The organism is Streptomyces sp. CA-294286 (assembly GCF_050947155.1).
Classification (GTDB): domain Bacteria; phylum Actinomycetota; class Actinomycetes; order Streptomycetales; family Streptomycetaceae; genus Streptomyces.
In genome coordinates, this window is record NZ_CP192005.1 from 648,042 (window position 1) to 669,835 (window position 21,794).

At 71.9% G+C, this 21,794-nt stretch carries 11 protein-coding genes; 4 read left to right on the forward strand and 7 right to left on the reverse strand.

Annotated elements, in window-relative coordinates; all coding sequences use genetic code 11:
• Nucleotides 1–8 precede the first annotated feature (8 nt).
• Nucleotides 9–1,133, forward strand: a complete 1,125-nt coding sequence (locus ACQPZG_RS07735) for a magnesium and cobalt transport protein CorA (protein ID WP_433545087.1) — start codon at nucleotides 9–11, stop codon at nucleotides 1,131–1,133.
• Nucleotides 1,134–1,252: 119 nt separating this feature from the next.
• On the opposite strand, the gene ACQPZG_RS07740 is transcribed toward ACQPZG_RS07735, so the two are convergent.
• From ACQPZG_RS07740 to ACQPZG_RS07755, 4 genes are all read right to left on the reverse strand, one after another.
• Entirely contained in the window at nucleotides 1,253–2,911 is a 1,659-nt protein-coding gene (locus tag ACQPZG_RS07740; RefSeq protein ID WP_433545088.1) for a bifunctional aspartate transaminase/aspartate 4-decarboxylase, read from the reverse strand.
• 41 nt (nucleotides 2,912–2,952) lie between these two features.
• Nucleotides 2,953–4,656 (reverse strand): aspartate-alanine antiporter, encoded by a 1,704-nt coding sequence (aspT, locus tag ACQPZG_RS07745; RefSeq protein ID WP_433545089.1) that lies wholly within the window; start codon nucleotides 4,654–4,656, stop codon nucleotides 2,953–2,955.
• 1 nt (nucleotide 4,657) lies between these two features.
• Nucleotides 4,658–6,337: an aspartate-alanine antiporter gene (aspT, locus tag ACQPZG_RS07750; protein ID WP_433545090.1), complete on the reverse strand. Its 1,680-nt coding sequence runs from the start codon at nucleotides 6,335–6,337 to the stop codon at nucleotides 4,658–4,660.
• Between the two features lie 343 nt (nucleotides 6,338–6,680).
• Complete coding sequence (locus ACQPZG_RS07755) at nucleotides 6,681–7,358, reverse strand: DUF6328 family protein (RefSeq protein ID WP_433545091.1); 678 nt, start codon at nucleotides 7,356–7,358, stop codon at nucleotides 6,681–6,683.
• A 288-nt stretch (nucleotides 7,359–7,646) separates the two neighbouring features.
• Here ACQPZG_RS07755 and ACQPZG_RS07760 point away from each other — a divergent pair, with 288 nt between their 5' ends.
• The 3 genes from ACQPZG_RS07760 to ACQPZG_RS07770 are packed head-to-tail and all read left to right on the forward strand — an operon-like array spanning nucleotide 7,647 to nucleotide 15,645.
• A complete protein-coding gene (locus ACQPZG_RS07760; RefSeq protein ID WP_433545092.1) occupies nucleotides 7,647–11,675 on the forward strand; it encodes a HAMP domain-containing protein in 4,029 nt (1,342 codons plus the stop codon).
• A complete protein-coding gene (locus ACQPZG_RS07765) occupies nucleotides 11,672–14,377 on the forward strand; it encodes a SpoIIE family protein phosphatase (RefSeq protein WP_433545093.1) in 2,706 nt (901 codons plus the stop codon). Before ACQPZG_RS07760 ends, ACQPZG_RS07765 begins: the two co-directional genes overlap by 4 nt.
• Before the next feature lie 53 nt (nucleotides 14,378–14,430).
• A complete protein-coding gene (locus ACQPZG_RS07770; protein WP_433545094.1) occupies nucleotides 14,431–15,645 on the forward strand; it encodes a phospholipase D-like domain-containing protein in 1,215 nt (404 codons plus the stop codon).
• Here the strand turns inward: ACQPZG_RS07770 and ACQPZG_RS07775 are convergent.
• The 3 genes from ACQPZG_RS07775 to ACQPZG_RS07785 all read right to left on the reverse strand — a co-directional run bounded on the left by ACQPZG_RS07775 (nucleotide 15,629) and on the right by ACQPZG_RS07785 (nucleotide 21,675).
• Nucleotides 15,629–16,699, reverse strand: coding sequence for a YihY/virulence factor BrkB family protein (locus ACQPZG_RS07775; protein WP_433545095.1), 1,071 nt, complete (start codon nucleotides 16,697–16,699; stop codon nucleotides 15,629–15,631). The two genes, ACQPZG_RS07770 and ACQPZG_RS07775, sit on opposite strands and share 17 nt — an antisense overlap.
• A gap of 161 nt (nucleotides 16,700–16,860) precedes the next feature.
• Nucleotides 16,861–18,234, reverse strand: coding sequence for a glycoside hydrolase family 6 protein (locus ACQPZG_RS07780; protein ID WP_433545096.1), 1,374 nt, complete (start codon nucleotides 18,232–18,234; stop codon nucleotides 16,861–16,863).
• Between the two features lie 255 nt (nucleotides 18,235–18,489).
• Nucleotides 18,490–21,675 carry a S41 family peptidase gene (locus ACQPZG_RS07785; RefSeq protein ID WP_433545097.1) on the reverse strand — a complete coding sequence of 1,062 codons (3,186 nt, stop codon included), beginning with the start codon at nucleotides 21,673–21,675 and terminating at the stop codon, nucleotides 18,490–18,492.
• Nucleotides 21,676–21,794: the final 119 nt, after the last annotated feature.

The following is a 21,794-nucleotide window of genomic DNA, read 5'->3' on the forward strand; positions in this document are numbered from 1 at the left end:
CCACACCCATGGCAGCGAAGAAGCGCACGTGGCGCAGACAGCCCTCCCTGTCCCCACCGCCTCCCCCGGTGTCCGCTCCCCCGACCCCGCCGCGGCGCGAGGCGCACGACCATGTGAGCGTGGTGAACGCCGCGCTCTACCGCGACGGCATCCGCGTCTCCACACCGGACTCCCTCGCCGAGACCTTCCGCCAGTTGCGCGAGTACCGCGACGGCATGGCCTGGATCGGCCTGCACCGCCCGTCGGAGGAGGAACTCCACTCGCTGGCCGCCGAGTTCGACCTCCACCCGCTGTCCATCGAGGACGCCCTCGAAGCCCACCAGCGGCCGAAGCTGGAGCGGTACGGCGAGACGCTCTTCGTCGTCCTGCGCGCGGCCCGGTATCTCGACGCCCCGGAGGAGGTCGACTTCGGCGAACTGCACGTCTTCCTCGGCCACGACTTCGTCATCACCGTCCGGCACGGCGCGGCCCCCGACCTGTCCGCCGTGCGACGCCGGATGGAGGAGAGCCCGGACCTGCTCGCTCTCGGCCCGGAGGCGGTGCTGTACGCGATCCTCGACTCGGTGGTCGACGGGTACGCCCCGGTCGTGTCCGGCGTGCAGAACGACATCGACGAGATCGAGACCGAAGTCTTCCGCGGCGACCCCGAGGTGTCGCGGCGCATCTACGAACTCTCCCGCGAAATGGTGGAGTTCCAGCGCGCGACGCGCCCCCTGATCGGCATGCTGAACGGCCTGATGGCGGGCTTCACCAAGTACGGCACGGACGAGGAACTCCAGCGCTACCTGCGCGACGTCGCCGACCACGTCACGCACACCAGCGAACGCGTGGACGGCTTCCGCCAGGCCCTGACCGACATCCTCACCGTCAACGCCACGCTGGTCACCCAGCAGCAGAACGCGGAGATGCGCGCACTGGCGGTGGCCGGGTTCGAGCAGAACGAGGAGATCAAGAAGATCTCGGCGTGGGCGGCGATCCTCTTCGCCCCGACCCTCGTCGGCACGATCTACGGCATGAACTTCGACAGCATGCCCGAGCTGCACTGGACCCTCGGGTACCCGTTCGCGATTCTGCTGATGGCAGTGGTGTGCGTCAGCCTGTACGTCGTCTTCAAGAAGCGCGACTGGCTCTAGAAGGACGACGCGACGCCGCCCCGGCACCGACCGCCGGGCCGGCACCGACAGAACGAGCGGACGCGACGCACGCGGCGGGGGCGCACCCGGGTGTCCGGGCGCCTCCCCCGCCCTGCTGGTCAGGCGTCGGCGCCCTTCGCCTCCCGCCACTCGGTGACGTAGTCGTCGAAGATGGCGCGCAGGTGGTGGCCGATCTGGAGGTAGTCCAGGTCGTCGAGGTTGGCCAGGGAGGCGCGGACCGACCACTGGGGGCCGTCGAAACCGCCGCCGTTGAGGAGGACCACGGACGTCTGCTCGGCGAGGCGGAACAGCGGGTCGACCGGCTCGTAGTTCTGTTCCAGGAAGTCCGCGAACTCCTTGCCCTGGGTGCGTTCGGCCTCGGCGAGGAGGTCGAGCTCGATGTAGTACGCGGCCCGTGCGGGGTCCTCGGCGATCTTCATCTGGGCCCCTTCCAGGAGGAGTTGGAGCCTGCGCTGCACGATGGCGCGGATGCGCCCCTTGTACGCCTGGCCCTCGTCCAGCATGTCGAAGAGGGAGAAGAGGACCATCATGACCTGCTGCGGCAGCGAGAGGCCGGCGGTGTGGTTGAGGGCGACCTGGCGGGAGTCCGCGACGAGCCGGTCGATGAACTTGATCTTCTCGGGTTCCAGGGTGAGCGTCCCGTAGCGCTTGTTGAGCCGGTCCTTCTCCTCCTGGGGCTGGGCGGCGATCATCGCGTCGATGACGTTGTCGTCGTGCAGGGCGATGACGCCGAGCCGCCAGCCGGTGGCCCCGTAGTGCTTGGAGTACGAGTAGACGAGGAGGGTGTTGCGGGGCAGGTCGGCGGCGACGGAGCGGAAACCGTCGACGAAGGTGCCGTACACGTCGTCGGTGACGACGATCAGGTGGGGGTTGGGGCCCGCGACGATGTCCTTGAGCTGGTCGGTGACCCGTGGGGAGAGCGCGAGGGAGGGCGGGTTGCTCGGGTTGACCAGACAGACCATCCGGACCGAGGGGTCCTCCAGCTTGGCGACCTCCTCAGGGGGATAGCGCCACTCGCGTACGCCGCCCTCGGCGAACATGCTCGCCTCGACGCGTACGACGTCGAAGTCGTAGGTGTCGAGTTCGGGGATCTCCAGGTACGGGGTGAACTCGGGCACCATCAGCGCGATCCGGTCGCCCTTCTTCAGGACGCCGTTCTTCATGAGGGAGTCGAAGGTGTAGCACATCGCCGCCGTGCCGCCCTCGGTGGCGAAGACGCTGAGGTGGTCCGCCGGGGGCCTGCGGTCGAACATCTCGTCCTGGAGGTAGCCGCGGACCACTGTCTCGGTGTGGGTCAGGATGCGGTCGGGGCTGGGGTAGTTGTCGCCGATCATCGAGTCGGTCATCTCGTGGACGAACGCGTCGCGGTCGAAGCCGAAGCGGGACACCGCGAGGTCGAAGCACGCCTTGAGCATCTCGATGCCGGGCAGGTCGGGATGCGTACGGACGAACCGCTCGAAGCGTTCGGCGGAGCCGGTCTCCTCCGGCATCCCGCCGAGGTTGTCGGCCGTCCATACCCGACGGGACTCGGCCAGTGCGAAGTAGCCGAGCGCGAAGTACGCCTCGCGGGGGCCGGTGGCGACCCAGTTGGGGTTGCCGCGGCCCGCGTTGAGCATGGTGCGGGTCGCCTCCCCCTTCTGGCCGGGCTTGTCCGCCTGCGCGGACTCGGCGAGCTTGATGAACTCGGCCTTCAGCTCGAAGGGGCTCAGGGTGGAGAGCCGCTTCATTTCCTCGCGGCTGTACGTGGACTTCGGCACGGAGCGACTCCTAGGAGGGAAAGGTGGGTTCGGCGTAGCCGTCAGTGGTGCAGGAGGACGACGACCGCACCCCAGATGGTCAGCAGGACGTTCCCGATGGCGTACGGGACGGTGTAACCGAGGGTGGGGATCTGGGACTTGGCGTTCTCGTTGAGCGCGCCGATCGCAGCGGTGGTGGTTTGGCCGCCGGCCAGGACGCCCATCAGGATCGGGAAGCGGAGCTTCTGCACGTAGTGGCCGAAGAGGAAGCCGACGACGAGCGGGACGACGGTGGCGATGGCGCCGAACACCAGCAGGCCCCAGCCCGCGGTGGCCAGTCCGCTGGTGAAACCGGGGCCGGCGTTGATGCCGACGATCGCCACGAACATGCACAGTCCCAGGGTGTCCATCAGCCACTGCGCGCCCGGCGGCACGTTGCCGAAGGTGGGGTACTTGCCGCGCAGGTAGCCGAAGACCAGGCCCATGATGAGTCCGCCGCCGGAGGTGGACAGGGAGATCGGCACGCCGCCCATGGTGAGCGCGGGGATGCCGATGCAGCCGCCGAGGAAGACGCCGAGGCCCACCCAGACCATGTCGGTCGCGAAGCTGGTGGGGACCTTCTTGCCGATCTCCCGCGACGCGGGCTCGACGAGGCGCCTGGGGCCGGAGAGGACGAGGGTGTCGCCGCGTTCCAGTTCGGTGGAGAGCCGGTAGGGGAACTCCGTGCCCGACCGGTAGAGCTTGTCCACGTACACCCCCACCATGAACGGCTCCCGCCGCAGAGCGGCGATGCTCTTGCCGAGCTGGGCCTTCTCGGAGGCGACGACGTGCAGATGTTCCGTCTGGTAGCCGAGGAGTTCGACGTCGTCGGCCTCCGTACCGATGTGGGTGCGGGCGTCGTAGGCGACCAGGTCGCCGCGCAGTGCGCTGACGGCGACCACGTCGCCCTCGGCGAGGGCGGTCGCCTGGGAGTGCGGCAGGATCTCGCCGTCGCGTCGGACCGAGGTGAGGTAGATGCGGCGGCCGAGTCCCCTCTGCTGGTTCTCGAAGTCCTCGATGGTGCGGCCCACCAGGTCGGGGCGCTGCACGGTGTACGCGCGCAGCACCACCTCGTAGTAGCCGGCGCTCAGGTCCGGGTTCTCGTTGGGGGCGTCCAGCTCCTTGGCGAGGGCGGCGCTCTCGGCGGCCAGGTTCCGGCGGTAGAGCCGGGGCAGCACGTTGGCGAGCAGCATCGCGCACAGGATCGTGCCGAGCGGGTACGTCACCGCGTACCCGACGGCGACCAGGTTCTCCTCGTTCTTGACCTCCGCCGCGCTGATGCCGGGCAGGGTGCCGATGGCGTCCTGGGCGACGCCGATCGCGGCGGACTGGGTGAGCGCGCCGCTCATCAGGCCCGCGGTGAGCCCTGGACCGTACCCGAGCAGTGCGGCGAAGCCCCAGGCGACGAGCAGGCCCGTCACGCAGACGACGACCGCGTTGAGGACCTGGGGCAGGCCGTCCTTCTTGAGACCGCGGAAGAACTGCGGGCCGACCTTGTACCCGAGTGCGAACAGGAACAGGATGAAGAACAGGTCCTTCACCGTGCCGTTGACCGGTACCTTCAGCTGCGCGCCGAGGAGCAGGCCCATCACCAGGCAGCCGGTGACCGCACCCAGCGCGATGGTCCTGTAGTGGACCTTCCCGACGAGGAACCCCAGCGCCACGACGAGGAAGACCAGGAGTTCGGGGTGCGGCTCGAAGACGTTCCGTACGAGGAAGTCGATCACGTCAGGCCCCCAGAACGCCCACGAGGAGGGGTCCCGTGAGCGGCAGCAGGAAGTTGGACAGGGTGTAGGTGATCGTGTAGCCGAGCATCGGGACCGAGCTCTGCGCCGTCTGGGTGATGGCGGTGATGGCCGGGGTGGAGCACTGCTGGCCCGCGATGGCGCCGATCAGCAGGGGCTTCTCGATCTTCAGCAGCTTCCGCCCGATGACGAGCGAGAGGGTGGCGGGGACCAGCACCATGGCGATCCCGGCGAACGGCAGCAGCGCGCCGTACTCCTTGAGCAGCGGCCATGCCTGCGGCCCGGACACCAGGCCGGTGCAGGCGATGAAGAGCGCCAGGCCCATGTCCTTGAGGGTGGAGGCCGCCTGCGGCGGGAACGCGCCGAAGGTCTGCGAGCGCGAGCGGAACCAGCCGAAGAGCAGGCCGGAGATCAGGCAGCCGCCGCCGGTGCCGAGCGACATCGGGACGTCTCCCGCCGTGATGACGATCTGGCCGATCAGCGAGCCGACGACGATGCCCAGGCCCAGGTAGATGAAGTCGGTGGCGTCGTTCTTGACCGCCGCGCCGATCTTCCCGACCACCTTGGAGAGCCCGGAGCGCGCGCCGACGAGGGTGAGCACGTCACCCCGGTGGAGCACCGTCTCCCCGGCCGCCGGGAGGCGCTGGTCGCCCCGCTGGAGTTCGGTGACGTACACCCCGTCCTTGACGAACTCCGGGTGCTGGTGCTGGAGTTGGTCGATCGTCACACCGTGTGTTGCCTTGTCGGTCACCGCGACCTGCCGGGAGGCCAGTGGGGTGTCGAGGCCGGGGATGCCGGGGGTCTCGGGGCCGATGATCCGTCCGGCCTCGATGGCGTTGGCCCGCCGGCCCACGACGAGGACGAGGTCGGAGAGGGTGAGCCGGAGGCCGGGCGCCGGGGGAAGCAGTCGGCTGCCCCGTTTGACGGCCTCGACGGTGATCCGGCTCTCCAGTTCCGCTTCGAGCTGTCCGACGGTCCGGCCGTCCGCGTGGGTGACCAGGTAGGTGCGGCCGACCAGGCCGGGAAGCGCGGCCCGCTCGTCGGCCTCCAGGCCGTGCCCGCCGCCGCGCATCTTCTCCCACAGCTCGCGGGAGGCGTCGGCCAGGTCGATGCCCAGCAGCCTCGGCATGATCTGGCTGGTGTAGAGGACGATCGTGATCAGACCGAAGAGGTAGCAGACGGTGTACGCGGTGGCGACGTGCCCCTGGTACTGGGTGATCTGCGCCGGGCTGAGGTCGCCGAGTTTGCCGATCGCCTCGGTGGCCGTGCCGACGACCGCGGACTCCGTGGCGGCCCCGGCGAGGATGCCCGATGCCGTGCCCACGTCGAGGTCGAAGACCTTCGCCAGCCCGTACGCGATGCCCAGGACGCTGACCAGTTCGATCAGGCAGAGCGCGAAGAAGCGCAGGCTCTTGCGGTTGAGGTTGGCGAAGAACTGCGGGCCGGCCATGTAGCCGAGGGCGAAGATGAACAGCGCGAAGAAGACGTTCTTCACGTCCCCCGACACCTGCACCTCGGCCCAGGCCCCCAGCAGGAGGGAGACGATCAGCGTGCCGCAGATGCCGCCGAGCGCGATGGGGCCGACGCGGAGCTTGCCCACCAGGTAGCCGAGGGCGAGGCAGAGGAAGAGCGCCAGTTCGGGATGTTCCTTGAGTACGCCCACGGCGCTCAGCCGCCGACTTGGACATAACGGATGAATACGCGCATGTCGCAAAAAGTAACAGCGGGATCACTGACCGGCACTCCGGAACGGAGTCGCCCGCCGGGGCGGAGTTCCTCGTCCCGGCGGACCGACGACGCGTCCGTCGTCGATTCACGCGCGGGCTCCACACGGGGCGGCGCATGGTTCCTCGTACTTCTTCAGTCCGGCGGGGCCGGAGGGGATGGCGGTCCTCCGGAACAGGGCGCGCGCCGTGCGCCCCCGACCGCCGAAGGTCCTGGGAGGACCGGAGGAAGTGCCCTGGTGCGCACCCCGGGCACGGTCCACCGGGTGGCCCGGCCCGTGCTCAGTCGGTCGTGTGCTTCCTGCGGGCCCACATCGGCAGGAAGTACCAGCACAGCAGGTACCAGGTGACCACCCCGGCGACCAGCCACGGGGCGTAGGCGTTGTGCGTGACCACGCGCATCACCAGCAGCAGGGCGCAGGAGAGCGTGGCGAGGAGCAGGACCAGGCCGAGGAAGGTCAGCCGGGAGGCCCAGACCACCGCCTGGGGCTTGATGCGACGGCCGGAGACGATGCGGTGGAAGGACACCGGGCCGATGAGTGCCCCGGTGGCGGTGGAGCCGAGGACGATCGTGATGACGTAGAGGATCTTGTCGGTCTCCGGCAGGTCATGGAAGGTCGGCTGGAAGACCACGGTGAGCAGGAAGCCCAGGAGGATCTGCACACCGGTCTGGGCGACGCGGATCTCCTGGACCAGTTCGCCCCACTGCCGGTCAGCCCGCTCGTCCTCGGTCTCGTTGCGGCCCTGGGAACGGTCGGCCCGCTCGCCCTCGGCCCCCTGGGGACGGTCCGCACGCTCCCCCTCGGTCCCCTGGAGACGGTCCGCACGCTCCCCCTCGGTCCCCTGGAGACGGTCCGCACGCTCCCCCTCGGTCCTCTGGAGACGGTCCGCACGCTCACCCTCGGCCCCGTTGCGGCCCTCGGGACGGTCGGCCCCCGGCTGCCGATCGGTCTCCGTCATCTCTCGACCCTCCTCGCGTACGACGCAAACGAGTCGTGCCCGTTCACATCGAGCACACGATCGAGCACATACCCTTTCGGGGGGCGTCCATGAACTCGGCGGGCGGCCCCGCCCCGGGCGAGCGCCCGCCTTGCCGGGCGAGCGGATCCGGAAGCGGCAAAATTTGTCGTACGGCAACTGTGGCACCATGACCCACGGAACGCCCGTTCGGAAGTGAGCTGGTCGTACCGGTGCCGCCCCCTGCGCGGGCCGGCGTCGAGCAATCACGGTGGAGGGGTGGACAGGACCATGGCAAGCGGTACGGACACGAGCAGGCGGCGGACGCCGAAAGGACCGGGCGGTACGGCCGGTTCGGTGGGCGAGCCCGAGCTGCGGCAGCTGCTTGCCGGGCTGACAGCGGTACGGGACGGCGACTTCGGCACGAGACTGCCCGACGACCGCGACGGGCTCCTCGGCGAGATCGCTCTCGTCTTCAACGGCATGGTCGACCAGCTGTCGCTGTTCACCTCCGAGGTCACCCGGGTCGCCCGCGAGGTCGGCACCGACGGCCGGCTCGGCGGCCAGGCCGAAGTGCCCGGCGTGGACGGCACCTGGAAGGACCTCACCGACTCCGTCAACGCGATGGCGGGGAACCTGACCACTCAGGTGCGCGACATCGCCCAGGTGGCGACGGCGGTCGCCAAGGGCGACCTGACGCGCAAGATCGACGTCGACGCCCAGGGCGAGATCCACGAGCTGAAGAACACCATCAACACGATGGTCGACCAGCTCTCGTCCTTCGCCGACGAGGTGACCCGGGTGGCCCGCGAGGTCGGCACCGAGGGGCGGCTCGGCGGCCAGGCGGACGTGCAGGGCGTCTCCGGCACCTGGAAGGACCTGACGGAGTCCGTCAACGTCATGGGCGACAACCTGACCGCCCAGGTGCGCTCCATCGCCCAGGTGACCACCGCCGTCGCCAAGGGCGACCTCTCACAGAAGATCCGGGTGGACGCCCGTGGCGAGATCCTGGAGCTGAAGGAGACCATCAACACGATGGTCGACCAGCTCTCCGCGTTCGCGGACGAGGTGACCCGGGTCGCCCGCGAGGTCGGCACCGAGGGCAACCTGGGCGGCCAGGCGACCGTGCGCGGCGTCTCGGGCACCTGGAAGGACCTCACCGACAACGTCAACGTGATGGCCTCCAACCTGACCGGCCAGGTGCGCTCCATCGCCCAGGTCGCGACGGCCGTCGCCAAGGGCGACCTCTCGCAGAAGATCAACGTCGAGGCCAAGGGCGAGGTCGCCGCGCTCGCGGGTGTGATCAACACCATGGTGACCACGCTGTCCGCGTTCGCCGACGAGGTGACCCGGGTGGCCCGCGAGGTCGGCACCGAGGGCATCCTCGGCGGTCAGGCGCACGTCCCGCACGTGGCCGGAACCTGGAAGGACCTCACCGACAACGTCAACTCGATGGCGAACAACCTCACCGGGCAGGTCCGCAACATCGCCCAGGTGACCACCGCCGTCGCACAGGGCGACCTGACCCGCAAGATCGACGTCGACGCCCGGGGCGAGATCCTGGAGCTCAAGACCACCATCAACACCATGGTCGACCAGCTCTCCTCGTTCGCCGCCGAAGTCACCCGGGTGGCCCGCGAAGTGGGCTCCGAGGGCAGGCTCGGCGGTCAGGCCGAGGTCGAAGGGGTCTCCGGCACCTGGAAGCGGCTCACCGAGAACGTCAACGAGCTGGCCGGGAACCTCACCCGGCAGGTGCGCGCCATCGCCGAGGTGACCAGCGCCGTCGCCGAGGGCGACCTCACCCTCTCGATCACCGTGGACGCCTCCGGCGAGGTGGCCGAGCTCAAGGACAACATCAACTCGATGGTGGAGTCCCTGCGCGAGACCACCCGCGCCAACCAGGAACAGGACTGGCTCAAGACCAACCTGGCCCGCATCTCCGGCCTCATGCAGGGGCAGCGCGACCTGACCGTCGTCGCCGAACTGATCATGGACGAGCTGACCCCGCTGGTCGGCGCCCAGTACGGGGCGTTCTACCTCGCGCACGAGACCCCGCACGGTGCGGGCGTCCGCTCCGTGCTCGAACTCATCGGCTGGTACGGACACTTCCAGGGATCCGAGAACCGGCCGGTCCGCTTCGAGCTGGGCCAGTCGATGGTCGGCCAGGTGGCGCGCAGCCGCCGCACGATCGCCGTCGACGACCTCCCGCCGGGATACGTCACCGTCTCCTCCGGCCTCGGGTCGGCGGACGCGCGCAGCCTGCTCGTGCTCCCCATCGTCGTCGAGGGTCAGGTGCTCGGCGTGATCGAGCTCGCCTCGGTGGGCGGCTTCACCCCGGTGCACCGGGACTTCCTGGAACAGCTCATGGAGACGGTCGGCGTCAACGTGAACACCATCGTCGCCAACGCCCGTACGGATGAACTCCTCGGCGAGTCGCAGCGGCTGGCCGAGGAGTTGCAGTCCCGCTCCGAGGAACTCCAGTCGCAGCAGGAGGAGTTGCAGCACTCGAACGCGGAGCTGGAGGAGAAGGCGGCACTGCTGGCCTCCCAGAACCGGGACATCGAGGCCAAGAACCTGGAGATCGAGCAGGCCAGGCAGGAGCTGGAGGACCGGGCGCAGCAGCTGTCCATCGCCTCCAAGTACAAGTCGGAATTCCTGGCGAACATGAGCCACGAGCTGCGCACCCCGCTCAACTCCCTGCTCATCCTGGCCCAGTTGCTCGCCCAGAACCCGACCCGCAACCTCTCCCCCAAGCAGGTCGAGTACGCGGGCGTCATCCACTCGGCCGGCTCCGACCTGCTCCAGCTGATCAACGACATCCTCGACCTGTCGAAGGTCGAGGCCGGAAAGATGGACGTCAATCCGGAGCCGGTGGCGCTGCGGACCCTCCTGGACTACATCGAGGCGACCTTCCGCCCGATGACCGCACAGAAGGGCCTGGACTTCCGGATCAGCGTCGCGCCGAGCGCGCCCGCCGAACTGGTCACCGACGACTCGCGGCTGCGCCAGGTGCTGCGCAACCTGCTCTCCAACGCGGTGAAGTTCACCGAGACGGGCGCGGTGGAACTGCGCATCGACCCGGCGATCGGGAACGACCTGCCGCCGTCGGTGCGCCCGCACGGCCCGGCCGTCGCGTTCCGCGTGATGGACACCGGCATCGGCATCGCCGAACCGCAGCTCGAAGCGATCTTCGGGGCGTTCCAGCAGGCGGACGGCACGACCAGCCGCAAGTACGGCGGCACCGGCCTCGGTCTGTCGATCAGCCGGGAGATGGCCCACCTGCTGGGTGGCGCCATCCAGGTGACCAGCGCACCCGGCGAGGGCAGCACCTTCACGCTGTACATCCCGGTGGCCCGCTTCGAGTCGGCCGCCGCGTACGCGGACCCGGCCCTCGCGCAGCGCGGCGAGAAGGCGTCCGGGGCGCCCGCCGCGGTCGTACCGGCTCAGCAGCGCCGGCTGCTGGTCATAGAGGACCGGCCGCGCGGCCTGCTGTCGCTGGTCGCGGAGAGCGCGGTCGCGGAGCTTGCGGAGGGTTCGCTGCCGGACAACCGGGGGCCCGTGCACGTCCGTACGGCCGTGGGCCCCGAGGAGGCCGCCGCGGCGCTCGCCAACGAGCCGTGCCACTGCGTGGTCATCGGCCTCGACATGCCCGGCGGGTCCGCGATGCGACTCCTGGAGGCGCTGGACGGCGATCCGGCACTGCGCCAGGTGCCGGTGCTCGCCCACCACACCCGGCCGCTGGAGGCGGGCCAGGAACAGCGGATCGTCGATTGGTCGAAGTCCAAACCCCTGGAGCTGCTGCCCAGTCTGGACGAACTGCGCGAGCGCATCGCGCTGCACCTGACGGCGGAACGGCCCGCGGACGTCCTGCCGTTGGTGCGTCCCACGGCTCCCGCCGAGGAGCCGGCGCAGGCCCCGGACGCCGAAGGGGACGGGGCGCTCGACCTGTCCGGCCGGGTCGTCCTGGTCGTCGACGACGACGCCCGCAACGTGTACGCCCTGACCGGCATCCTCGAACTGCACGGCATGCGCGTGCTGCACGCCGACAACGGCCGCAAGGGCCTTGAGGTGCTCGCCATGCACGGCGGGGTGGAACTGATCCTGATGGACGTGATGATGCCCGAGATGGACGGGTACGCCGCGACCGCCGCGATCCGCGCCATGCCCGAGCACGCCGACCTGCCGATCATCGCGGTGACCGCGAAGGCGATGGAGGGCGACCGGGACAAGTGCCTGGCGGCCGGCGCCAGCGACTACATCACCAAGCCCGTGGACGCCGGCGACCTGGTGGACCGCATGCGCACCTGGCTCACCCGGTGAGCGGGGACGCCTCGGGGCCCTACGAACCCTTCGTCCCCGGCGGGTCCTTCACCCCGGACGGGTCCGCGTTCCCCCCGGACGGCCCCCCGGCCGGTGCCGGGCGGCCCGCTCCCCTCGCGGCGACCCAGCCGCTGGACGCGCTGGCCGCCACCATCGAGCAGCTGCGTCGCGACCTGACGCTCGCTCAGGACTCCGCGGACGCACGGGCGCTGATCGGCATCGCGACGGGCATCCTCGTCGAACGCGGACAGGGCGGGCCCGCCGAGGCGGCACTGCACCTGGAGCAGCTGGCCGAGGCCGCGCGGTTGCCGCTGCTCGAACTGGCCGCCGACATCGTGAACGGGGCGGCCGACGACCACGTGGCGGAGGCCCTGCCGCCGGGCACGCTCGCGACGGGCGTGCTGCGGGCGGAGGAGCTGGTGGCCGACCTCCTGCGGACGGAGGGCCTGCCGCCGGGCTCGCTCCCGTCCGAACTGCTCCGGGCCGACGGGACCCCGCCGGGGATGCTCCCCGCGGACGCCCTCCCGGCCGGCCGGCCGGGGCGGGACGTGTTCTTCGCCGACGGTCCCGCGTCGGCCGGCGTCGCCCCGGACGCGCCGGGGACGGACCTCGCGGACTCCGCGCCCCGGATTCCGGCGCAGGCTCTGGCGGGTGCGTCGGGATCCGGGGACTCCGCCCGGCCCGGAAACGTGCTGCGGCTGCGGGCCGCCGAGACCGGATCGATGACCGGCGACGCGCAGACCGCCGTCCAGTCGCTGTTCGAGCAGGCGCTCGCCCCGCTGGGCGCGAGTGCGCTGGCGCTGTGGGCCGCCGGTCGCGACGGCGCTCTGATACTCGCCGGGCACGCGGGCTTCTCCCGCGGCGAGGCCGAGCGCTGGCGGTACGTGCCGCCGGGCGTGCGCACCTGGGCGCAGCAGGTCATGTCCGAGCGCCGCCCGCGCTGGTACGGAACACTGCCCACCGACACCCCCGGCATCGGGCTGCGCCACGGCACCGACGGGGCGCGCAGCATCCTGCCCGCCGAGGTGGGAGGCCGGATCCTGGGCGTGCTGGAGGTGTGCTGGCCGCAGCCGCAGCCCCCGCTGACCCAGGCGGCCACCCGGCAGCTCGACGCGCTCGCCGACCTGTGCGCGCACACCCTGCCCGGCATCGACGTGTCGGCCGCGGCGGCGGGCGTGCCGCCGGACGAGCAGGCGGGCCCGCTCGCCGACCTCGCGGACGGCCTGCTCGACCCGGCGCTCGTGCTGCTGCCGCTCCTCAACGACCGCGACGAGGTGGTCGACTTCCACATCGCGTACGCCAACGGGCGCTTCACCGACCTGTCGGGCCGTTCCCGGTCGCTGCTGACGGGGATGCGCTGGCTGGAGGCGTACCCGCTGAGTGCCCAGCAGGGCGGCCTGTACGAGCACCTGTTGAGGGTGCACGCCACCGGCGAGCCCTTCCGGGCGGGCCGCATGGCGCTCAGCTCCCAGGTGGACGAGGTGCCGCTGGTGTCCGTGGCGTCGGTGGGCATCGGCCGCTACGGCGACTCGGTGCTGCTGAGCTGGCGGCTGGAGGACGAGGCGTCCCGTCTGGCCTCCCTCCTCCAGCACGCCCAGCGCCTGGGCCGGATCGGGGGGTTCGAGGAGAACGCCGTCACGGGCGAGATCCTGTGGAACAGTCAGCTGTTCTCCCTGTTCGGTCTGCCGCCGAGTTCCTCTCCGGTTCCGCTGGAGCGGCTGCACCGGCACGCGCACGACGACGACTCGGTGGCCATCGGCCGTTTCCTGCGCACCCTGATGCACCACCGCCACTCGGCGTCCACGGCGTTCCGGCTGCGCCGGGCGGACGGGGTGATGCGGCACATCCGCATCGTCGCCGAACCGGTCACCGACCCGGGCGGGAACATCCTGTCGGTGCGCGGCGCCTATCAGGACGTGTCGTCGCAGCACTGGACCGAGGTGGCGCTGGCCGCCACCCGCGACCGGCTCGCGGACTCCGAGGAGCAGGCGGCGGAGCGCAGCAGGCTCGCCCTCCAGCTCCAGCAGGCCATCATGCCGCCGACCCGCGACGCGGTGGACACCTCCGGACTGCTGGTCGCGGTCCGCTACCGGCCCGCCGAGGAGGAGCACCTGGTCGGCGGCGACTGGTACGACGCGGTGGCGCTCCCCGACGGCAAGGTCCTGCTCGCGGTCGGCGACGTCGCGGGGCACGGCATCGACGCGGCGACCGGGATGGTCGTCCTGCGCAACGCGCTGCGCGGGCTCGCCGCCACGGGGGCCGGGCCGGCCCAGTTGCTCGGCTGGCTGAACTCGGTCGCCCACCACCTCACCGAGCAGGTCACCGCCACCGCGATCTGCGGCATCTTCGACCCGGCGACCCGGCTGCTGCGCTGGGCCCGAGCGGGTCATCCGCCGCCGGTGCTGGTGCGGGACGGGGCCGCGGCGGCGCTGCCCATGCCGCCCGGCATACTCCTCGGGGCGATCGGCCTGGCCCCGTACACGGAGGACGAACTCGTCCTGGAGGCCGGGGACCGGCTCCTGATGTACACGGACGGCCTGATCGAGCGGCGCGACCGCACGGTGCAGGAGTCCCTGGAGCAGCTCCTCGCGCTGGCGGGCAAGGCCCCGCCCGAGCTGGAGAAGCACCTCGACCAGCTCCTCACCCACAGCCGCTCCGACACCGACGACGACACGTGTCTGATCGGCGTCGAGGTGCGCTGAGCCGCCACCTGCCCCCGCCCCCTGCCAGCAGCCCTTCCAGGAGCCGCGTCGTCATGACAGCTGATCCCATACCCGCCCACCTGTCGCCGGGCGGGGGCGACCGCACCGAGGCCGCAGCCCGCAAACAGCGCATCCGGCGGCGGCTGGAGCGGCTGATCGGCATCGCCGCGACCGAGGGGAACCGTCTCACGGCGCTGCGCAACGGCGACGAGATATTCCCGGCGATGCTGCGGGCGGTGGCGGAGGCCCGGTACACGATCGACATGATGACGTTCGTGTACTGGAAGGGCGACATCGCCCGGGACTTCGCGTTCGCGCTGGCGGAGCGGGCGCGGGCGGGGGTGCGGGTACGGCTGCTGCTCGACGGGTTCGGCTCGCGGCTCATCGACAAGGAACTCCTCGCCGAGATGGACGCGGCGGGGGTGACGGTCGCCTGGTTCCGCAAGCCGTTGCGGCTCTCGCCCCTCAAGCAGAACCACCGCTGTCACCGCAAGGCGCTGATCGTGGACGAGGAGTGCGCGTTCACGGGCGGTGTGGGCATCGCGGAGGAGTGGTGCGGGGACGCCAGGCATCCGGGCGAGTGGCGGGACACGCACGTGGAGGTGTGCGGACCGGCGGTGGACGGGGTGGCGGCGGCCTTCGCGCAGAACTGGGCGGAGTGCAGCGACGAACTCTTCGACGACCGCGACCGTTTCGTGGAGCACCGGGCGCAGGGCGACGCGGTGGTCCAGGTGGTGCGCGGGTCGGCGAGCTTCGGCTGGCAGGACATGCAGACCCTGCTGCGGGTGGTGCTGGAGTCGGCGGAGGTACGGGTACGGCTGGCGACGGCGTACTTCGCCCCCGACCCGTACTTCATCGAGCTGCTGTGTGCGACGGCGCGGCGCGGTGTGGAGGTGGAACTGCTGCTGCCGGGCCCGCACACCGACAAGCGGGTGTGCCAGCTGGCGGGTCAGCAGCACTACGAGGAGCTGACGGCCTGCGGGGTGAAGATCTGGCACTTCCAGCCGACGATGATGCACGCGAAGATCATCACGGTCGACTCGGTGGCCACGCTGACGGGTTCGACGAACTTCGACCGGCGGTCCCTGGACCACGACGAGGAAGTGATGCTGGCGGTGCTGGACGAGGAGTTCACCGCCGTCCTGGACGGGCACTTCGACGAGGACGTGGCCCGCAGCGAAGCGATCGACGGGACGAGGTGGCGTCGGCGGGGCGTGCTTCAGCGGCTGCGGGAGGCGTCGGTCACGCCGATCAGGCGCTACCTGTAGGGCCGGGTGCGGGCGCGCCCCCGGGGTCCTTCGCGGAGTCGTCGGCGGGGGCCTGTGCGCGGTCGGCCAACGGTACGGGGAAGTCGTCCTCGCCGCCGGGGCCCGGGTCGGGGCGCACCGCGTCGGTGAGTCCCGCGCGGGCCGCCTCCAGCTGGGCGGCGAAGGCGACGCCGAGGAAGAGGGCGACGCCGGTGAGATTGGCCCACAGGAGCAGCGCCACGAAGGCGGTCAGCGGGCCGTACAGTGCGCCGAAGCTGCCGCTGTGCGCCACGTAGACGGTGAGCAGCCAGGTCGAGCCGACCCACAGCACCAGGTGCACGGCGGACCCGAACGCGAGCCAGGTGTACCCGGGTTGGCGTCGGCGTGGTGACCACCGCAGGATCACCGCCGAGGCCACCCAGGCCAGCAGGACGCCCGCCGGGATGTCCATGGCGTGCCACCAGCCGAGCCACCAGCCCGGCCGGCCGAGCGCGGCGGCCAGTGCGTCTCCGACGGCGTCGCCCGCGACCAGCACGAGGAAGCCGAGCACCAGCGGCACTCCGGCGGCCCCGGCGAGCAGCATGCTCCGGCCGTACTTGCGGGGGAACGGCCGGTCCCGCTCGATCCCGTAGATGCGGTTGGCGCCGCGTTCGATCTGTGCCATCGCGGAGGTCAGGTTGACCAGCGCGAAGACGAGGCCGGTCCACATCGCGACGGCCGTCCAGGTGCCCGCGACGGCGCTGCGCCGTGCCTCGTCGAACGCCTCCGCGACGAGGTCGGCGCTGTTGCCCGGGACGATCCCGACGAGGGTGCGTTCCACGACCCGGCCCACCGCGTCGGTGTGCACGGTGGCCGCCGCGCCGACCACGGCGACGAGGAACGGAACGATGCCGAGCACCACTTGGTAGCCGAGCGAGCGGGCGTGACTGAATCCGTCGGCGTACCGGAACCGGGCGAAGGCGTCGATCAGCAGCTTGCGGCCCCCGTAGTGCCGCAGAGCGGTGAACGCCTCGTCGCCGGAGAGCTCGTCCCCGATCATGTCCCGGGTCTGGGGCACGTGTACGGCAGTTCCCATCCGGCCCACGCTACAGCGGCACGGCAGGCCGCGCGCACCCCGCCCCTGGTGCTACAGCGGCACGGGGGGCCGCGCGCATCCCGCCCCCCGGGGGCGCGTGGTGGGCGTCACCGCCCGGGGCGCGCGGTGGGCGTCGCCGCCCGGGGCCCGCGCGGTGGCCGTCACCGCCCCGGGTCGGGCTCGCCCTCCGCGATGCCGGAGCCGGCGGACGCGCCCTCCGGCTCCCTCCCGTCGGGCTGCCCCGCGCGGCCCGGGGGCAGGAGCGGCGGGTTGGCCAGCCGGACGAGTTCCAGGGCCTGTTCCGGGAACCAGTCGCCGGCCTTGGGATCGACCGTGCCCCGTTCCGGGTCCTTGGGGCCCGGCGTGCCTCGCAGGCACAGGCCGTCCGACTCGCCCGGCGTCTTGATCCACAGCTTGGCGTCGTGCAGCGGGTCGCCGGTGCGGGTGGTGGGCCGCACGCCGAGGCCGCGCCCCGGCGGGTTGCACCAGTCCTGCGGCTCGGTGTACTTGCCGGCGGGCGGCGTCCAGGGGCCCCTGCCGTTGCGGCTGGTGTCGGTCACGAAGTGCTTCATGCTGCCCGGCGGGGTGGTGACGTTCTCGGCGATCCATGCCTCAGCCGCGGCCTTGGGCCCCTTCTGGGAGGGGCAGTCCTCGGCCTTGCCGCCGGCGTCGACGTGGGCGAGACAGGACGAGATGAGCTTTCCGTACCAGGAGTTCGCCTCGTCGGTCTGGTAGTTGGAGGCGTTGGTGTAGAAGCCGGTGGCGTTCTTGATGCCGCCCTTCACCAGGCGCGGCACGATGCCGGCGACGTCGTGCCAGCCGGCGTGCCCGGTGTCGAGGTACACGCGGGTGTTGCGGAGCGCGGCGAGGGTGCTGACCGCGTAGTTGACCTCTTCGTAGCGGGCCTCGGTCTTCTCCTTCGCGTCGCCCTGCCCGCATTCGGAGGGCAGCAGGGCGAGCGAGTCCGGTTCGAGGACGACGAGCGCGTCGCGCTTGCCGATGCCCTTGGCGACGCCGTCGATCCACGCCTTGTACTCGGCGGTGTTGCTCGCGCCGCCGGCGGAGTAGTGGGAGCAGTCACGGCCGGGCATGTTGTAGAGCGCGAGGACGGGCATGGAGCCGTCGACCTCGGCGTCCCGCGTGACGGCGCGGGCGTCCTTCTCGACGGCCGCGGGCGTCTGGTCGCCGTACCAGACGGCGTGCGGGGTGCGCACCATGCCGATGATCCCGACCGCGTCCCTGCCGACGCGTCCGCCGGCCTGCCCGAGCTTGAGCGCCTGCTTGTAGGCGTCCGGGTTGGCGAGGGGGGTGTAGAGGCGGGGGGAGCCGGTGAGGGCCGGGGCGGGCGGCCCCGCGGCGGGCGCGGGGGGCTCGGGTGCGCCGGACGCCGGGCCCGCGGTGACGGCCCAGATGACGCCCGCCGCGAGCGGGGGGAGGGCGGCCAGGGCGAGGGTGCCACGGCGGTGCAGGGGGCGGCGCCTGCGGCGGTGTCGCGGATCCGGACTCGGGGTCGGTACGGGCTGCACGGGTCGCATGGGGCACTCCTGGGTCGCGAGGACGTGCGGGAGCGGTTCCCGCACGAGAGTTGCCCAGGGCAAAGTGCGCGTCAAGAGTGAGGCAGGTTCTCATGCGCCCGGGCCGCACATTTAACGGTGCGTCAGAGCCGGGTGGGCGGCGAGCCGGGAGGGGGCGGACGGGTGAGGGGACGTCAGGTGCCGTCGTCCTGACGGGGGCCCCGCGCTCATCGTTTCGCGCCCCCCGCAGAACCTCACCGCGTCCGGTCCGTGGGATCACCCGAGCCGTGGAGGCGTCGCGGCGGGATGTTCGTCGAGGTTCTTCAGGGCGACCCGTACCGCCGTGTCCAGTTGCGGGTCGTGACCGGCTGCCCAGTCGTGTGGCGTACGCGGCACCTCCACGTCCGGTGCCACGCCGTGGTTCTCCACCTGCCAGCCGGGGCCTTCGAACCAGTAGGCCTCGCGCGGGAGCACCAGACCGGTGCCGTCCACGAGGGAGAAGTTCCAGTCCATGACGTTGACGCCGCCCCAGGTCCGGACGCCGACGATCGGTCCGATGCCCAGCGCCCGCACCGCCACGGCCGCCACGTCCCCGTCCGAGCCGGTGAACTCGTCGGTGACGACCACCACCGGCCCGCGGGGGGCCAGCGACGGGTAGCTGAGTGCGGCGCCCTGCCGCGAGACCCGCCAGCCGAGCACCCGGCGGGCGAGGCGTTCGACCACGAGTTCGGAGAGGAAACCGCCCGCGTTCTCCCGCAGGTCCAGTACCAGGCCCTCCTTTGCGAACTCGGTGCGCATGTCACGGTGCAGCTGTGCCCAGCCGTCTCCCATCATGTCCGGCATGTGCAGGTAGCCGAGCCGTCCCCCGGACTCCTCCGCCACCCGGTCGCGCTGCTCCGCGACCCAGGAGTGGTACCGCAGCGTGCCGTCGGTCGCGACGGGCACCACCACCGAGGTCCGGGCGGGCCCGCCGGAGGCGGCGCGCACGGTGAGCCGTACCGGTACGCCGGCCCGGCCCGACAGGGCGGGGCCGGGCCCCCGCACCGCATCGACGGGAGTCCCGTCGACCGCCAGCACCACGTCCCCCTCCCGTACGTCGGCACCCGGCGCGCGCAGGGGGGAGAGGCCGCCGTCCACCGAGCCGTCTCCCCCGGGGATCCGCGCCACCCGCCAGTCGCCCTCCGCCGTCCGCTCCAGGTCGGCGCCGAGCAGCCCCTGGCGCCGCGGGGGAACGGCGCCCGGTCGCGGCCGCTTCTTCACATAGGTGTGCGAGGCGCCCAACCGTCCGTGCAGCTCCCAGAGCAGGTCCAGGAAGTCCTCCTGGTCGCCGAGCCGGCCGAGCAGCGGGCGGTAGCTGTCCAGGACCGCCTTCCAGTCCAGGCCCCCGAGGTCGGCACGGGCACAGATGTCGGCGATCAGCCCGCCGTCCTCCGCGAAGGCCTGGGCCCATTCGGCGGGCGGGTCGACCCGACTCAGCACGCTCGCGAGGGCGAGCGGGATGTCCACCGCCGGTCCCGCGGGACCGTCCGCGGGCGCGGAGACCAGGCCGCTTTCGGTGCGGACCAGCATCCGGCGGCCGTCGCCGCCCACGGTGTAGGCGTCCACCCCGGTGCGCAGTTCGGTGGGCGCGGAGGCTCCGAACTCCCAGCGGAGCAGGGTGCCCCGTTCGGCCAGCCAGTCGGCGCTGGCGTTCTTCCGTATCCACAGCGCTCCGCCGCGGGCCGCCTGGAGGTCGATGTAGTCGCCGGGCGGCACCGGGAAGGGCTCGGCACGTTCGGTCAGTCCTTCCCGGTCCACCCGTACCTCGCCGCCGTCGGCGGCCACGGTACGGTCCGGACCCGCCCCGGCGGCTCCGGCGAACAGGGACGGAGTGTCCGCGGCGAGACGGAGCGCGTACAGCCGGGTGCCCGGCAGGAAGGACAGCCCGAGTACGTGCGCCTGGGGAGCGGTCTCGAAGCTCCGTTCCGAGAGGAACAACAGGTGCCGTCCGTCGAGGGTGAACGCGGGCGAGCGGTCGCTGAACCGGAGCGGGCTCCCCTCGACCACTGCGGCCTGCGGGTCCGTCAGGTCCGCGAGCCGCAGTTGGCGCAGCCGGTTGGCACCCGGGTGCGACCAGGCGAGCCAGCGCGAGTCCGGGGAGAGGACGAGGTCGGTGATCTCGCCGTCCGTGCTGCGGTCCACCTCCCGCAACTCGCCCGAGGCGACGTCCGCGACGAGTACCCGGCCGTCGTGCGTGGCGAGGGCGAGGCGACGGCCGTCCGGCGACGCCTCCAGTTCGCGCACACGGCCGATGCGGCCGGCTCCGATGCGGCGCGGCTCGGGCGGCGGGGCCAGGGGATCCGGCTCCGACAGGTCGACGACCTCCAGCGCCTCGACGCCGTCGACCACCACCACGTGGGCCGCTCGCCCGGTGCTCCCCAGGACGCGCGGCAGCCTGGCCCGCGCTCCGGCCTCCAGGGGCAACTGTCTGGCGGGCTCCCCGCTTCCCGGCATCAGGTGCAGGGAACCGCGCACCGTCAGCACGGCACCCCGGGCGTCCCGGTCCGGGGCGAAGCCGTCCAGCTCGTCGGCCGCGCTGACCAGGTACGGCTCCCGGCCCGGTCGCGCGCCTGCGGTACGCACTTCGACCGGTACGGGCCCGGTGCCGGGCTCCAGGTCGGCGGACAGCCATATCCGGCCGCCGCTGTGGTGCACGACGCGGGTCCCGTCGCTCGACGCGTTGCGGGCCGCGTGCGGGTGCCTGGTGTGTTGCCGCAGGTCGGCGCCGTCGGGGGTGCTCGACCACAGCTGTACGGTGCCCGTGTGGTCGGAGAGGAACGCGAGACGCCCGCCGACCCACATCGGGCATTCGACGTTGCCCTCCAGTCCGGTGTGGACGGGCACGAAGTCGCCGTCGCCGTGGCGGTCCAGCCAGAGCCGGCCGGTGGTCCCGCCCCGGTAGCCCTGCCAGAACGCGGCCTCGCCGAACATGGACGGCGTCTGCACCAGCACCGCTCCTCCCGGCCCGTGGGCCACGCCTGCCACCGGGCCGTACGGCAGCGCCCTGGCCGGGCCGCCGTCCAGCGGGACGGCCCACGCCCGGGTGCGCCGGGTGGGCCGCTCCCCCACCGTGCTCACCGCGAGCACCTCGTCGTCCGAGACCCAGCCGAGCACCCGGGTCCGCGCGTCCCCCCAGTGGGTGAGCCGCGCCGGGGACCCGCCCCCGACGGGGGCCGCCACCACTTCGGGTGCGCCGTCGCGCATGCCGGTCCAGGCCAGCGTCCTGCCGTCGGGGCTCAGCCTGGGGTACCGGGCGGGCTCCTGTTCGGTGCTCGCCCGGCACGCCGGGCCGCCGGACGCAGGAGCGGTCCACACGTCGTTGCCCGCCACGAAGACGAGCAGGTCGCCCCGCAGGTGAGGATCGCGCGGGTAGACGCTCGGGGACGCGGCCCCGGTGCTTACGGCGGAGGGTGGGACGGACACGGCGGCTCCCGGTCGAAGTGTGGGCGGTGGTGGAGGGTGTGGCGGCTGGGGGCAGGTGGCGGCGGGGGCGGTCGTACGGCGAAGGAGGCCGTCGCCGCATCGGGGCGGTGTGCGGTCGC

Bases quoted from the DNA above. Each gene is read 5' to 3' on its own strand.
- ACQPZG_RS07735 (WP_433545087.1), top strand. From the start codon at position 9: ATGGCAGCGAAGAAGCGCACGTGGCGCAGACAGCCCTCCCTGTCCCCA.
- ACQPZG_RS07780 (WP_433545096.1), bottom strand. From the start codon at position 18,234: ATGCGACCCGTGCAGCCCGTACCGACCCCGAGTCCGGATCCGCGACAC.
- ACQPZG_RS07770 (WP_433545094.1), top strand. From the start codon at position 14,431: ATGACAGCTGATCCCATACCCGCCCACCTGTCGCCGGGCGGGGGCGAC.
- ACQPZG_RS07775 (WP_433545095.1), bottom strand. From the start codon at position 16,699: ATGGGAACTGCCGTACACGTGCCCCAGACCCGGGACATGATCGGGGAC.
- ACQPZG_RS07755 (WP_433545091.1), bottom strand. From the start codon at position 7,358: ATGACGGAGACCGATCGGCAGCCGGGGGCCGACCGTCCCGAGGGCCGC.
- ACQPZG_RS07760 (WP_433545092.1), top strand. From the start codon at position 7,647: ATGGCAAGCGGTACGGACACGAGCAGGCGGCGGACGCCGAAAGGACCG.